We start from the raw sequence: 14705 nt of genomic DNA on the forward strand, positions 1-14705 counted from the left end.
CCCCTTAGAAGAAAAATGTATGGGCCATAAAGGCGATGATGGGCAGCGTAATCGCGGTACGCAGCAGAAAGATGGCCACCAGTTCCCAGAGTTTGATGGGGATTTTCGACTTGAGCAGCAGCGCGCCTATTTCAGACATGTAAATTAGCTGGGTCAGGGAGAGGCAGGCAATCACAAAGCGAGTGAGCTCGCTTTCAATATTGGTCGCTAATACCGCCGGTAGGAACATATCGGCAAAGCCAACCAGCGTGGCAGGTGCTGCCGCTTCTGCCTCTGGGATACGCAGCAGTTCCAGCACCGGTACCATCGGGTAAGAGAGCCACGTAAACAGCGGAGTAAACTCCGCCAGAATGAGCGCCACCGTGCCAATGGCAAACACCAAGGGTAGTAAACCTAGGAAAATATCCATCACGTTGAGCAGCGCCAAACGTGCTAGTTCGCGAGGACCGGGAGCACCAGCGGCGCGATTGGTGGCTTGAATCAAGCTATAGCGGAACAGGCCGACTTTTTCGGTACGTTCTTCGTTTAACTGACAGCCGACCGGCTCATAGTAATCATTGGACTTGCGCGATAGCGGTGGGATTCGCGGCACAATGACCGCAGCGATTAGCCCTGCCACCACGACCGTCGTGTAAAACTGCACAAACAGGTGGTTAATATCGACGAAGCTCGTCACTAACAGCGCAAAGGCAATGGATACCACAGAGAAGTTGGTAGCAATGACAGAGGCTTCGCGGCCATTGTAATAGCCCTGCTCATACTGCTGCGTGGTAATGAGGACACCCACGGTACCCGACCCCATCCATGAGGCAGTGGCATCAATGGCACTGCGTCCCGGCAGGTTAAAAATTATCCGGAACGGCTTGCGTACCATGCTGCCGATAAACTCCATAAAGCCAAACTCGACCAGAAACGGTAGCAACAGCGCGGCAAAGAAGAAGAAGGTTAAGAGCACCGGCGCAAGATCATTGAGCATGACGCCACCGGTAAAGGAGGCAGTGACGAATTCAGGCCCAAACTGGAAATAGGTCATCACCGCAAACAGTGCGCCTAATACGCGCATAGCCAACCACAGCGGCCCAACATGAAACATCTCATGCAACATGCCTTTTTTGGCCCAGGCTGGATCAGCCAGTTTGGCATAAACAGTGATTATCACTGACAGACAAAGCACGACTACCGCGATAGCAGGCAGCGCTGAGCCTAATAGCGTTTGCAAGCCTTCCGCCATGAGGCCCATACCAATATTGATGGTATCGCCAAATTGAAAAGGGACGAGAAACAGCAAAACCCCAATTAAAGAAGGCACTATAAACTTCAGTAAATGCGCCTGGGGGATCGGCCCCGACGAGGTCGGCTCTTCGGTCTTAACGTTGCTATTCGACATAGGGTTCACCTATTGGAAGTGATTATTGGAGGTGGGCTGGCGGCGTCCTGGCAGGAAGTAGACCTTCCTGCCATATGTCTTTTTATTAGCGCCTTATCAGGTCGGCGCCTTTTAAATCAAAACCGTCTTAAGAGCGGCTTAGTCGCCACGCTTCACGCCCGGCAGGACGCAGAGCATTTCATACAGCAGCGTGGCGCCCATCAGTGCGGTGTTGCCGCTGGGGTCGTAGGGCGGGGATACTTCCACCAGATCACAGCCGACAATATTCAGGCCCAAGGCGCCACGAACAATTTCCAATCCCTGAGTAGACGTTAGGCCACCCATCTCTACCGTGCCGGTACCGGGGGCAACAGAGGGATCCAAACCATCAATATCGAAACTGATGTATACCGGAATATCGCCCATCTGTTCGCGCACTTCCTGCATCAACGGCGCTAGCGAGCGGTACCAGCACTCCTCAGCGGGAACAACGCGGAAACCTTGATCGCGGCACCAGTCGAAATCCTCAGCGGCGTAACCCGTACCACGCAGGCCGATTTGTACGACCTTACCGTGGGCCAACAAGCCCTCTTCCTGAGCACGACGAAATGGCGTGCCGTGAGCAATCGGCTCGCCGAACATATGCTCGTTTACATCGGCATGGGCGTCGATATGAATCAACCCCACCGGGCCATGCTTTTTGGCCATGGCGCGTAGAATTGGCAGGGTCAACGTGTGTTCGCCGCCCAGGGTCATCGGAATGCAGTCATGCTTCAACACGTCGTCGTAGAAAGCGGTGATGATGTCGACGCTTTTCGGCAGGTGGAAGGTGTTGATGGGTACGTCGCCAATATCGGCTACCTGGAGGCTTTCAAACGGCGCGGCGCGGGTTGCCATATTGTAGGGGCGCAGCATGCGCGACTCATCGCGGATCTGGCGCGGCCCGAGGCGCGTGCCGGGGCGGTTCGAGGTACCGATATCCATGGGAATGCCGATAAACGCCGCATCTAAACCTTCAGCGGTGTCTTGGGTAGGCAGGCGCATCATGGTGGCGGGGCCTGCAAAGCGCGGCATGGTGTTGCCGCCCAGCGGCTGGTTGAACTCCGACATACACATCTCCTTGGATTTGTTGTGACGATTTAGCCTATGCAACTTTCCTGACTTTCAGCCTTAGCTATCTCCTATAGGCGTTGCACAGATCATGCCAAGTCGTAGATCCCTATAAAGCGGTGGGATTACCGGTCAAATGATGCAAAAATGAATCAATTTAACGCTTAGTCAATTCATTATTGAATCAAAGATTCAATAATGAATTATTTGAAGGGAGTCGATGGCAGTGAGTGAAATAGACAGACGTGTGCTGCAAACCATTGTAGAGACTGCTAACGATCACTTCTTTATCGTCAGTGGCGATGGACAAATAGTCGATATTAGCCCAGGGGCCGAAGCGGTTTACGGGGTATCACGAGAAGAACTGCTCACCAGCAGTGTGCAGCAGTTGCAAGCGGCCGGGGTGCTCAAGCCCTCTATCACCATGGAAGTGATGCGCACCCGCCAACCAGCGCAGCTCATGCAGGTCACTGGAACAGGCCGCCGGGTCATCGCCGAAGCTTACCCTGTGTTCGTCAATGGCAAGCTAGAGCGCATTATCAGCCGCTCCCGGGATTTAACCGACTTGCAGCTATTGCAGGACGAATACGCGCTGCTGCAAAAACGCTTTAGCGAACACTTAAAACGCAGCCAGGCCGCCCCGGATGCGGAAGAGCAGGCGCTGGATGATGCCCTGGATAACCTGCAGGTGCGCAGCAGCGTGATGCGTGAAATTGCGCTACTGCTTAAGCGGGTCGCACCATCAGATGCCAATGTGCTAATGCTGGGTGAATCGGGCGTGGGTAAAACCGCCTTTGCTAAACAGCTACACCGCTGGAGCCAGCGCTGTGACGGGCCGTTTATTGACGTTAACTGCGCGGCCATTCCTGAGAATTTGTTTGAGTCCGAGATGTTTGGCTATCAGCCCGGCGCTTTTAGCGGTGCGGCGCGGCAAGGTAAGGCGGGACTGTTGGAGCAGGCCGAGGGCGGCACGCTGTTTTTGGATGAAATAGGCGAACTGCCGCTGCTAATGCAAACCAAACTGTTAAAGGTCATTCAGGATGGCAGCCTGACTCGGCTGGGTGACACCCGCTCTCGCAAAGTCAATTTTCGTTTGGTCGTGGCCACTAACCAAGACTTGGCTAAACAGGTTGAGGCTGGGCAGTTTCGGTTAGACCTTTACTACCGTCTCAATGTGATCCCGGTCACCCTGCCGCCCCTTCGCGACCGCCGGGAAGATATCCCAGACCTTGTCGAAGCGTGTTTAAACCGGCTCAACCAGCGCTATGGGCGGCAGAAAATTCTCGACACCCGCGTTTGGTCGACCCTGATGGGCAGCGAATGGCTGGGCAACGTGCGTGAGCTGGAGAACTGGCTGGAACGGGCGTGGCTTTCCAGCCCCACGGATCAGATTGAGGTGCCTGCCGCTCAACCATATACCGAACAACACCATGCAAGCCTGCCGAGCTCGTCACCAGCAACGTCGATACCTGCGCTGGAACCTCATGAAACACTTAAGCAGTATATGGCCCGTTTAGAGCGGGAAACGCTTGAGGCGCTGTGCACCACTCACCTCAGTACCTATGCCATCGCCGAGCGGCTGGGCATCAGTCAGTCCAGCGTGGTGCGTAGGCTTCAGCGCTATGGCATTAAAGTTGCCAAATGATTTTCTGCTTGACACAGCGGCTGTCATAAACGATCCATGTAAGTGTCATACAACGGCAACACCTTCAACACAAGCTGAACCAATAACAACCAACAGCCGGTGATGTGTGTGCTATGTCAAACCAATCGCGTATCCGCCTGGAACGCGTCACCAAACGTTGGGACGCGACTGCTGCCGTCGATGATATCTCCTTCGACGTCACGCCTGGGCAATTTGTCATTCTGCTAGGCCCTTCGGGCTGCGGCAAATCTACCACGCTGCGTATGATCGCAGGCTTGGAAGAGGCCAGCGGCGGGCATATCTATATTGGAGAGCGTGATGTGACACGCCTGCCACCCGGTGACCGTGGGCTGAGCATGGTGTTTCAGTCCTATGCACTGTTCCCGCATTTAAGTGTTGCCGACAACATCGTGTTTGGCCTGCGCAGTCGTAAAGTACCCAAAGCCGAACAGCGCGAACGGCTCGCCAAGGTTGCCGAGCTGGTCGATCTCACCGATTACCTGGCCCGCAAACCTGCCCAGCTCTCTGGTGGCCAGCGACAACGAGTGGCGCTGGCACGCTCAATTATCTCCGAACACCCCATTTGCTTAATGGATGAGCCGCTCTCCAATCTGGATGCGCGGCTGCGAAGCGATATGCGCAGAGAAATCAAAGCGTTGCAAAGTCGCCTAAATATGACGGTGATTTACGTCACCCACGATCAAGTTGAGGCCATGAGTATGGGTGATCGCGTCATTCTGATGCAGCACGGCAAAATCGTGCAGGACGGTACGCCCGACGAACTTTATAACCGCCCCGCCAGCGCCTTTGCCGCCAGCTTTATTGGTAGTCCAGCGATGAATCTGCTGCCGTTGGTGGCTGGTGAGACTGGCGCCGTCATTGAAGGTGAGCCAAGCACGCCGGTGGCGCCAATGGAGGCCGCCGGTGGACACTTGGGCGTGCGCCCAGAAGATATTGAGCTACGGCCAGCGGCGTCGCCAGGCGTACCCGCCAAGGTAGTCAGTGAAGAGTACTTGGGGGCAGATACCATCGCCTATGTTGAGGTGGGCTCGCATACCCTGCGCGTTCGATTAAGCGGCAAACCGCTATTGAGCGGCCAGCCATGCAGCCTCTATTGGGCGTCCAAGAACATACACCTTTTCGATGCTAACGGCCTACGGCGCGATGATATGCCACCAAGCGATTTCGCTCCGCCAATCCGCAGCATTCCTCGTCCACCGGCGGTGGGCTCTTTCCAACACTGATCGCTTTTCAACCTTGATTCAGTCCTGACACTTGTGGAGTCTCTTATGCGTTCGCGGATCCCTTTTGCGATGACGGCCCTGGCAGCGGGCTTGTTGAATGCCGCCCAGGTCAACGCTGATAGCGTCGATCTCACCATGTACTACCCAGTGTCGGTGGGCGGTGCGCTCACCAACGTGGTGGATAATCTGGTAGAGGAGTTCGAAAGCGAACACCCGGATATCAACCTGGAAGCGATTTACGCCGGCAACTACGACGACACTCGCGTACGGGCTATGTCCGCCATCGAGGCTGGCGATACGCCGCAACTGTCAGTTCTTTTTTCAATCGACCTTTATGAGCTGATTGAGCAGAACGCCATTGTGGCCTTCGATGATCTGGTCGAAACCGATGAAGAGCGTGACTGGCTGGATAGCTTTTACCCTGGCTTGATGGAAAACGGCCAGCTGGATGGCAAAACCTACGGCATTCCCTTCCAGCGCTCCACCATCGTGCTGTTCTGGAACAAAGACGCCTTTGAAGCGGCAGGCCTAGACCCCGAAACGCCCCCTGAGAACTGGGAAGAGATGGCCGAAATGGCCGCCACCGTTCGGGAAGCCTCCAATGGCGAGCAGTGGGGCGTGATGGTGCCTTCCACGGGCTACCCCTACTGGATGTTCCAGGCCTTCGCGTTTCAGAATGGCCATCGTTTGATGAGCGAAGATGGTACTGAGGTCTACTTTGACGACCCCGCCGCCGTTGAAGCGCTGGAATACTGGGTGTCGCTAGCCACCGAGCACGATGCCATGCCCGATGGCACCATCGAATGGGGCACGCTGCGCCAAAACTTTATCGAGCAATCTACGGCGATGATGTGGCACACCACAGGCAACCTAACGGCCGTACGTAGCGAAGCTGATTTTGACTTTGGCGTTGCTATGCTGCCAATGAAAACCCAGCGCGGCAGCCCCACCGGCGGCGGCAACTTCTACATTTTTGAAGATGCCAGCGAAGAAGAGCAACGCGCAGCGATGACCTTTATCCGCTGGATGACCGATCCCGAGCGCGCCGCGGCCTGGTCAATTGAAACCGGCTATATGGGCGTTAGCCCCGCCGCTTATGAAACCGATGCACTGAAAAGCTATGTGGAAGAGTTCGCTCCCGCAGCCGTAGCCCGCGACCAGCTTGAACATGGCACAGCTGAGCTTTCCACGTATCAGGGTGGCCGCGTGCGTCGTGCTTTGGATAACGCCGTACAAGCCGCGTTAACTGGCCAGATGTCACCGGAAGAAGCGCTTAGTCAAGCGCAGCAAGAAGCCGATGGCGTGCTGCGCCGCTACGCTCGCTAATCGTCATATTTATCTCTATTTGCCGGGGCATGCCCCGGCTTTTCCCACTTGCGGTACTTAACCATGTCCTTCACCAACCACCGCAAAATGCAGCTCTACGGTGCGCTTCTGCTGCTGCCCGCCGCCATACTGCTGGCCACCTTCGCTTACCTGCCCACCATCGCGACGGTGATCAACAGTCTGTTTTTACCTGGCTTTCGCGGTGCACCCACCGAGTTCGTGGGGCTTGAAAATTATCAGGTGCTTTTCGATGACCCGACGTTTTGGAAAGTAGCTCGCAACAACTTAATCTACGCCGTCGGTACGATTCCGACTTCTATCGCGCTGGCATTGTGCATGGCGCTATTTGTTAACGGAAAACTGCGCGGGCGCGGCGTTGTCCGCATGGCCTACTTTACGCCGACCATCCTGCCCATGATCGCCGCTGCCAATATTTGGATGTTTTTCTACGCGCCGCAGATTGGCCTATTTAATAAGCTGCTTGGCGCGTTAGGTTTTTCGGGCGTGAACTGGCTCGGCGACCCAAGCGTCGCTCTGGGATCAGTGATCGTAATGTCGGTGTGGAAAGAAGCCGGTTTTTTTATGATTTTCTACCTCGCCGCACTGCAGGGCATTGCGCCTGAACTCAAAGAGGCTTCTGACCTTGAGGGCACCAGCCGCTGGAGCTTCTTCTGGCGGGTTACCTTCCCATTGCTGATGCCCACCACGCTGTTTGTGCTGATTAACGCCTTAATCAATGCAGTAAGAGTCGTCGATCACCTGTTTATTTTGACCAAGGGCGGGCCCAACAACGCGACGAACCTGCTGCTCTATTACGTCTATGAGAACGCGTTTTCGTTTTTTGACCGCACCACCGCCGCCACCATCACGGTGGTTATTCTGCTGGTCCTCGCGGTCGTTGCCACGCTTAAGTTCACGATTTTAGATCGCAGGACGCACTACCAATGAATACGACCACACCCTATGCGCCCCGCTCCCGTTTCTTCTCAATTCCTGCACTGGAAACCGTGGCCGCGTGGCTGCTGGCGGTTATTTGGGTTTTTCCACTGCTGTACGCCTTTTGGGCCGCCTTCCACCCCAGCGAATTTATGGTGAATTTCGAGCTTTTCGCCCCGCTCACGCTGGATAACTTCACCAACGCCTGGGCTCAGGCGCCTTTTGGGCGCTACTACCTGAATACCTTTGCCCTCGTCACTGGCGTTGTATTTGCCCAGTTTGTGGTTTGCACTCTGGCGGCGTTTGCCTTTGCGCGCTTTCCGATTCCCGGTAAAAACGTGCTGTTTATGCTGGTGCTGATTCAGCTGTTCGTATTTCCCGAAGTTCTGATCGTCGAGAATTATCGTATTGCCAGTGAGCTGGGGTTGATCAACACCATTAGCGGCATAGGCCTGCCCTACGTCGCCAGCGCTTTTGGTATTTTTCTGCTGCGCCAGACGTTTAAAACCATTCCCCGGGAGCTGGAAGACGCTGCTCGGATCGAAGGCTGCAACTGGATGGAGATCTTATGGAAGGTCTACGTACCGCTGGCCAAGCCGACTTATCTTGCTTATGGGCTGGTTTCGATCAGCCACCACTGGAATAACTTTCTATGGCCATTGGTGGTCACTAACTCGGTGGAAAGCCGCCCGCTAACGGTAGGACTAGGCGTTTTCTCCGCCCCGGAAACCGGCGTCAACTGGGCAACGGTGAGTGCCGCAACGTTGCTGAGTATCGCCCCTTTGCTGGTGGCTTTCCTACTCTTCCAACGCCAGTTTGTGCAGTCGTTCCTGCGCGCCGGGATTCGCTAAGCAAAACCCCGTGAGTTTTCGTGCGACAATTCTCCCTCAAGCACGCGATAAGGAGAGCATTGATGCACGGCGACCCTCACCCGGCAGCCCTCAAGGTACTGCAGGAAGTATTCGGCTACGACAGCTTTCGCGGCCCGCAGCAGGCTATCATTGAGCATGTGATCGCCGGAGGCGATGCGCTGGTGCTGATGCCAACCGGCGGGGGCAAGTCGCTGTGCTATCAAATCCCGGCACTGTTGCGCGAAGGCACCGCGATTGTGGTCTCGCCGCTGATTGCGCTGATGCAGGACCAGGTAGCGGCACTGGAACAGAACGGGGTCAGGGCGGCTTACCTCAACTCCAGCCTCGATTATCACGAGGCGGTCGAGGTAGAGAACCGCCTGCGGGCGGGCGAGCTGGATCTTTTATATGTCGCGCCCGAGCGGCTGGCCACGCCGCGTATGCAGATGCTTTTGGAGCAGAACCAGATCGCGCTGTTCGCTATTGATGAAGCCCACTGCGTCTCCCAGTGGGGCCACGATTTCCGCCCGGAGTATCGCCAGCTTTCCCATCTGCATCAGCGCTTCCCCCAGGTGCCACGCATCGCCCTCACCGCCACCGCCGATGTGCCCACTCGGCACGATATCATGGAGCATCTGCAGCTCCAGAAAGCGGCGCTTTATAACAGCGGCTTTGACCGGCCGAACATTCGCTACCATATTGCCGAGAATCAGGGTAACGCCAAGGAGCAGCTGCTGCGCTTTATCCGCGAGCACCACGACGGCGAGGCGGGTATCGTCTACTGCCTTTCCCGGCGCAAGGTGGAAGAGACCGCCGCCTGGCTGGAGCGTCAGGGGCTGACCGCACTGCCCTACCACGCCGGGCTCCCAGCCGAGCAACGCCAGCAGCATCAGACCCGCTTTCTACGTGAAGATGGGGTGGTGGTCGTCGCCACCATCGCCTTCGGCATGGGCATCGACAAGCCGGACGTGCGCTTTGTCGCTCACCTTAACCTGCCCAAAAGCATTGAAGCCTACTACCAAGAAACCGGTCGCGCCGGGCGTGACGGCCTGCCCGCCGATGCTTGGATGGCCTACGGGCTTCAGGATGTGATCACCCTGCGCCAGATGCAGCAGGGCTCCAGCGCCGCCGACCAGCAAAAGCGCATCGAGCAGCAAAAGCTAGATGCTATGCTGGGGCTGTGTGAAATCATCAGCTGTCGCCGCCAGGCGCTTTTGCACTACTTTGGCGATCACTTGGACGACCCTTGCGGCAACTGCGACAACTGCCTTACCCCACCCGAGACCTGGGATGCCACCGTAGCCGCACAAAAAGCGCTGTCGTGCGTCTACCGCACCGAGCAGCGTTTCGGCGTGACCTATCTCGTGGATGTTCTGCTGGGCAAGCGCAACGAACGTATCACCCGCTTTGGTCATGACCAGCTCAGCACCTTCGGCATTGGTCAAAACCTCACGGCCAGCGAATGGAAAGCGCTCTTTCGCCAACTGATTGCCAGCGGCTTTTTGAGCGTGGATATGGAAGGCCACGGCGCCATCAAGCTCACTGCCAATGCCAAGCCGGTGCTGCGAGGCGAGCAGAACCTCACCCTGCGCAAGCCAAGCAAAGCAAACCCTGCCCGACGGGGAAGCAAAGGCGCCTCAGCCACTCTGGGCCATGGCGCGCTATGGGAAGCCCTTCGCCAGCACCGCAAGGAACTTGCCGAGGCGCAGGGCGTGCCTGCCTACGTGATCTTCCACGACGCCACCCTGGCCGAACTGGTCGAACAGAAACCCCAGAGCATGGAAGCCCTGGGCGCGATTTCAGGCATCGGCGCGCGCAAGTTGGCAGATTACGGCGTGGGCTTTCTGGACGTTATTCTGGCGCATCAGGAAACCGAGCAAAACAGCTGAACCGGCGCGCCCTCAAAAAGCTCAAATGGTCGCTATTTTCAAAAATCGCTCACTTGGCGTAATATAACCATAAGTGAGGAGGGAAATAGATGGCTATTCAGCACAAAACAGCCGACAAGCGGCGCGAAATGGGGGCCGCAGCGATGCGCACCTACCCCAGCATTTCACACAGCTGGGGGTTAAAAGAGAGTGAAGCCGCTCTTCTATTGGGAGTACCTGATTCCACCTATCGGCGTTGGAAGCAGGCACCAGAGAATGCCCGCCTGGATGCTAATCATCTAGAACGGATGTCGTTGATTCTCGGCATCTACAAAGCACTGCATATACTGTTGCCCAACAAAGAAGCGGCCAACAGTTGGTTGCAGAGATCCAACAGCAACCCTCTTTTCGCCGGTCACTCGCCAATGGAGCGTCTGTTAAATGGGCAAGTCTCAGACCTCTACGTTGTTCGCCAGCATTTAGATGCAGCGCGTGGTGGAGGCCATGCATGACATTCCCGCTGAGCAATGTCACGTGGCGGCCCAGTTACCGCGTTATCCCCTCGCGTTTCCCACCGATTGATTTATTCGAAGGCGTCAATAGCAACGCTGATGACTGGGGCTTACTTAATGAGTTGGAGGGTGAAACCTCCGCAAGGCTTCGTGAGGAAGCGGGAGCCATCCATCTAGTCCGCGATGACGACCGCCGCTACGGCCCCGGCTGGACGCCAATCATGGCTGCCTTCTGCCACTTCCCCGCTACCGGTTCGCGTTTTAGCGATGGCACTTTTGGTGCCTACTACTGCGCACTCACCGAAGCCACCGCCATTGCCGAAACCGTTTACCACGCAGAACGCTTTATGGGGGAATCAAACGAACCGCCCATGATGCTTCAGCAACGTGTTTATCTGTCGGATTTAACAGGCCAACTACTTGATTTACGTGGGCAGGATGCTGCCCAAACGCTTCTCACGACGGATAGCTGGGCAGCCGGGCAAACCTTAGGTAGACAAGCCTGGGAGGAGCAAACGACTGGCATCGTTTACCCAAGCGTTAGGGACCCGGAGGGAGAGTGTGCTGCTGTGCTACGACCTCCCGTGCTCTCTGCGACAAGGCAAGGGCGTCATCTCGGGTATGACTGGGATGGTCAGCGTATCCGCCATGTCTACGAGCTCACGCTATTGGGCTAACAATTAACTTTCGCCCCTATTTTTCGCTCCGTCTCTGACAGTGCTCACCGCGTGCGATCGCAGCGGCATCAAATACGCCGGTATCCAACACCCAGGCAGTGACGAGCTTGGCGGGGGTGACATCAAACGCCGGGTTCCATACCGGGGCATCGTTGGGCGCCCACACGACCTCACCAAACGCGCCTGCGGCGCCGCGCACCTCAGCGGGATCACGCTGTTCAATAGGAATGTCCGCGCCGGTGGCGCAGGCAGGATCTACTGTGGTGTAAGGGGCCACCACATAGAACGGCACCTGATGGTAGTGAGCTATCACCGCCAGCATATAAGTACCCACTTTATTGGCGAAATCGCCGTTGGCGCAGATACGGTCAGCGCCCACCATTACTTTATCCACCTTGCCTAACGCCATCAGGCTCGCGGCCATACTGTCGGTAATTAACTGGTAGGGAATGCCTAGATCAGCCATTTCCCAGGCGGTTAAGCGGCCACCTTGCAGCAGCGGGCGGGTTTCATCCACATACACATGAAGTTCTACGCCGCGCTGTTTGGCCACTGCCAGCGCGCCAATCGCGGTGCCCACTCCTGCGGTGGCCAGCGCCCCGGTGTTGCAGTGGGTGAGCACACGATCACCCATTTCCAGCAAGTCAGCGCCCCGTTCGGCCATTTGTTGGCACAGCGCACGGTCTTCTGAAAACAGCGCAGCAGCGCGCTCGGCCAAGGCGCTTGCGCCTTGCTCAAAGCAGGCTTCCATGGCATCCAGGCAGTACATTAAGTTAACTGCGGTGGGGCGTGTGGCGCGTAAGCGATCACTTACCAACTGCCAATCACTTTGTGGATGGCGAGCGGCGTATTGGGCCAGCACAAAGGCGGCGCTCAAACCAATCAGCGGCGCACCGCGAATCGCTAAGCTTTTTACCGCTACCTGCCACTCTTCTGGCGAGTCACAGCGCACCCACTGCTCCGCCTGGGGCAGTTGGGTTTGATCCAAATACTCAAGGTGGTCGGCATAGATCCGCAAACTGCGTGATTGAAGATGAGGCATTTGATGGACTCCTTGAGCACTTGAGTAGCAGAACAACGGCGCGGCTTATCAGGCGCGAAGCTTATCATATAGAATGGCTGCCACTAGAAGAGGCGACGCAGATCCTATGATGACGCTACAAACTGAACTGCTGGAGGCTATTTCCTGGGCGGCCCAGCAGGGCTGGACGCCCGCTACCGGCGGCAACTTTTCCGCCCGCACCGAGGCGGGCTATCTTGTGACCGCCTCTGGCCGGGATAAAACCTGCATTCAGGCCGATGATCTATTGCTGTGTGACCTGGATGGCAAGGTGCTATCAGGCGATGGTAAGCCGAGCGCGGAGAGTGATCTGCATGCCGCGCTCTACCGCTTAGACGCTTCGATTAACTGCGTGCTCCACACTCACACCGTGGCCAGCACGGTTCTATCGCGGCGCTTTCCAGAGGGTGTCGAGCTAAGCGGTTTCGAGATGCAAAAAGCGCTACAGGGTAACGTTACTCACGATGCCTCCATCCATTTGCCCGTCGTGCCCAACTCCCAGGATATGGAAGAGCTAGCCGAGCATGTGCGCCTCGGCTGGCCAATGCCTTGGGGCTTTTTGGTCGCAGGGCACGGCATTTATGCCGTGGGTGATAGCATTGCCAGCTGCCGACGCCACTTGGAAGCGATTGAGTTTTTACTAGCCTGTGTTCTTGAAGAGAGTCGCTGGTCTTAAATGAGCAGTCTTTAATGAGTAGCCTTAAATGAGTAATCCAACTGTTCGCGCCATTGTGACCGATATTGAAGGCACCACCACGGACATTAACTTCGTGCATAAGGTGCTGTTTCCCTACGCCCACAATAAGTTACCTGAGTTTCTAAGCGTTAACGCAGAAATCCCAGCCGTCGCCGAGCAGATCGACGCCGTGCGCAGCGAAATGGGTGACCCTGCTGCCACGCTGGAAGCTGTCATTGCTGAGTTGCTGCACTGGATCGAAACCGACCAAAAAGTCACCCCGCTGAAAGCACTACAGGGCATGGTATGGGCCGACGGCTACCAGCGTGGCGATTTTAAAGGTCACCTATATAGCGATGTAGCACCTGCACTGCGCCAGTGGAAGGAGGCAGGCAAAGCCCTTTACGTTTATTCGTCAGGCTCCGTACAGGCCCAAAAACTGCTCTTTGGCTACAGCAATGAGGGCGATTTAACCCCGCTGTTTAGCGGCTACTTCGATACCCATATTGGTCATAAGCGCGAGGCGACTGCTTATCAGCGTATTGTTGCCGAGCTTGACCTGCCTGCGGATGCGGTGCTGTTCTTGTCGGACGTTGTTGAAGAGCTGGATGCCGCCAAGCAGGCGGGCATGCAAACGCTGCAACTGGTACGCGAAGGTACTCAGGCCGGTACCCATCATGCATGCGTCACCCGCTTCGATGAGATCGTTCTGTAACGTTCATCGCCCGTCACTTTTAAGGAGAGTTGTTGATGTCGCAACTAAAAGTATTTGCTGATCAAAACCCGAACGATGCTCTGATCGACACCACTGACGGCGAACAGATGACCACTGAGCTCAACAAGGTGGGTGTGCTGTTTGAGCGCTGGGCAGCGCCGGGCGAGATTGCTGACGATGCCACCCAGGAAGATATTTTGGCGCTTTACCAGGAAGATACTGACCGGGTCAAAGCTAAGGGCGGCTATCAAACCGTGGATGTGCTGCATATGGTGCCCACGCACCCTGAGAAGGACGCCATGCGGCAGAAGTTCTTAAACGAGCATCGCCACCACGAAGATGAAGTGCGTTTCTTCGTTAAAGGCCAGGGGCTGTTCTGCCTGCACATCGATGACAAGGTGTATCAGGTGCTGTGTTCTCGCAATGACCTGATCAGCGTGCCTGCCAACACGCCCCACTGGTTCGATATGGGCCCGGCACCGGAATTCACCGCGCTACGTTTCTTCGACAACGTGGAAGGCTGGGTACCCCACTGGACTGAAAGCGATATCGCCGGGATGTTCGATCGTTTGGACCAGCTGTAAAATGGGTACGCTGTATCTGCCACTGAGAACATAGCTAAGCAATCCTGGTGCTGTTTATGTCATCGCGAGCGAAGCGCGGCGATCTCGGGTTGACTTGCCACCACCGGCAGATATTGCGGCGTCGCTGCGCTCCTC

Annotated in this window: 14 protein-coding genes; 11 read left to right on the forward strand and 3 right to left on the reverse strand. The window is 56.3% G+C overall.

What is annotated here, in order from left to right; genetic code table 11:
• Positions 1-4 precede the first annotated feature (4 nt).
• Together CXF87_RS20880 and speB are read right to left on the reverse strand one after the other, a co-directional pair.
• Positions 5-1387, reverse strand: a complete 1383-nt coding sequence (locus tag CXF87_RS20880) for a YjiH family protein (protein ID WP_101148076.1) — start codon at positions 1385-1387, stop codon at positions 5-7.
• A 138-nt stretch (positions 1388-1525) separates the two neighbouring features.
• On the reverse strand, positions 1526-2476 hold the full coding sequence (gene speB, locus CXF87_RS20885; protein ID WP_008959398.1) for an agmatinase: 951 nt from the start codon (positions 2474-2476) through the stop codon (positions 1526-1528).
• Positions 2477-2696: 220 nt separating this feature from the next.
• On the opposite strand from speB, the gene CXF87_RS20890 reads away from it, so the two are divergent.
• From CXF87_RS20890 to CXF87_RS20925, 8 genes are all read left to right on the forward strand, one after another.
• Positions 2697-4121 carry a sigma-54 interaction domain-containing protein gene (locus CXF87_RS20890; RefSeq protein ID WP_101148077.1) on the forward strand — a complete coding sequence of 475 codons (1425 nt, stop codon included), beginning with the start codon at positions 2697-2699 and terminating at the stop codon, positions 4119-4121.
• Between the two features lie 113 nt (positions 4122-4234).
• Positions 4235-5365 carry an ABC transporter ATP-binding protein gene (locus CXF87_RS20895; protein WP_008959396.1) on the forward strand — a complete coding sequence of 377 codons (1131 nt, stop codon included), beginning with the start codon at positions 4235-4237 and terminating at the stop codon, positions 5363-5365.
• A gap of 45 nt (positions 5366-5410) precedes the next feature.
• The gene (locus CXF87_RS20900) at positions 5411-6691 is read left to right on the forward strand and encodes an ABC transporter substrate-binding protein (RefSeq protein WP_101148078.1); all 1281 of its coding nucleotides are present in this window, start codon (positions 5411-5413) and stop codon (positions 6689-6691) included.
• 63 nt (positions 6692-6754) lie between these two features.
• The gene (locus CXF87_RS20905; RefSeq protein ID WP_008959394.1) at positions 6755-7639 is read left to right on the forward strand and encodes a carbohydrate ABC transporter permease; all 885 of its coding nucleotides are present in this window, start codon (positions 6755-6757) and stop codon (positions 7637-7639) included.
• Positions 7636-8478: a carbohydrate ABC transporter permease gene (locus CXF87_RS20910; RefSeq protein ID WP_101148079.1), complete on the forward strand. Its 843-nt coding sequence runs from the start codon at positions 7636-7638 to the stop codon at positions 8476-8478. Before CXF87_RS20905 ends, CXF87_RS20910 begins: the two co-directional genes overlap by 4 nt.
• A 62-nt stretch (positions 8479-8540) precedes the next feature.
• Positions 8541-10367 carry a DNA helicase RecQ gene (recQ, locus tag CXF87_RS20915; RefSeq protein WP_101148080.1) on the forward strand — a complete coding sequence of 609 codons (1827 nt, stop codon included), beginning with the start codon at positions 8541-8543 and terminating at the stop codon, positions 10365-10367.
• Positions 10368-10456: 89 nt separating this feature from the next.
• Positions 10457-10858 carry an MbcA/ParS/Xre antitoxin family protein gene (locus CXF87_RS20920; RefSeq protein WP_008959391.1) on the forward strand — a complete coding sequence of 134 codons (402 nt, stop codon included), beginning with the start codon at positions 10457-10459 and terminating at the stop codon, positions 10856-10858.
• On the forward strand, positions 10855-11535 hold the full coding sequence (locus CXF87_RS20925; protein WP_008959390.1) for an RES family NAD+ phosphorylase: 681 nt from the start codon (positions 10855-10857) through the stop codon (positions 11533-11535). Before CXF87_RS20920 ends, CXF87_RS20925 begins: the two co-directional genes overlap by 4 nt.
• 16 nt (positions 11536-11551) lie before the next feature.
• Here the strand turns inward: CXF87_RS20925 and mtnA are convergent, their stop codons facing one another.
• Positions 11552-12577, reverse strand: a complete 1026-nt coding sequence (gene mtnA / locus CXF87_RS20930) for an S-methyl-5-thioribose-1-phosphate isomerase (protein ID WP_101148081.1) — start codon at positions 12575-12577, stop codon at positions 11552-11554.
• Positions 12578-12683: 106 nt separating this feature from the next.
• On the opposite strand from mtnA, the gene mtnB reads away from it, so the two are divergent.
• From mtnB to CXF87_RS20945, 3 genes are read left to right on the forward strand one after another with little or no spacing between them, the layout of a single operon-like run.
• Positions 12684-13271 (forward strand): methylthioribulose 1-phosphate dehydratase, encoded by a 588-nt coding sequence (gene mtnB, locus CXF87_RS20935; protein ID WP_101148082.1) that lies wholly within the window; start codon positions 12684-12686, stop codon positions 13269-13271.
• Positions 13272-13299: 28 nt separating this feature from the next.
• Positions 13300-13986, forward strand: a complete 687-nt coding sequence (mtnC, locus tag CXF87_RS20940; RefSeq protein ID WP_101148083.1) for an acireductone synthase — start codon at positions 13300-13302, stop codon at positions 13984-13986.
• 35 nt (positions 13987-14021) lie between these two features.
• Complete coding sequence (locus CXF87_RS20945; protein ID WP_101148084.1) at positions 14022-14570, forward strand: 1,2-dihydroxy-3-keto-5-methylthiopentene dioxygenase; 549 nt, start codon at positions 14022-14024, stop codon at positions 14568-14570.
• Positions 14571-14705 lie beyond the last annotated feature (135 nt).

The organism is Halomonas sp. MES3-P3E (assembly GCF_002836035.1).
Classification (GTDB): domain Bacteria; phylum Pseudomonadota; class Gammaproteobacteria; order Pseudomonadales; family Halomonadaceae; genus Vreelandella; species Vreelandella arctica.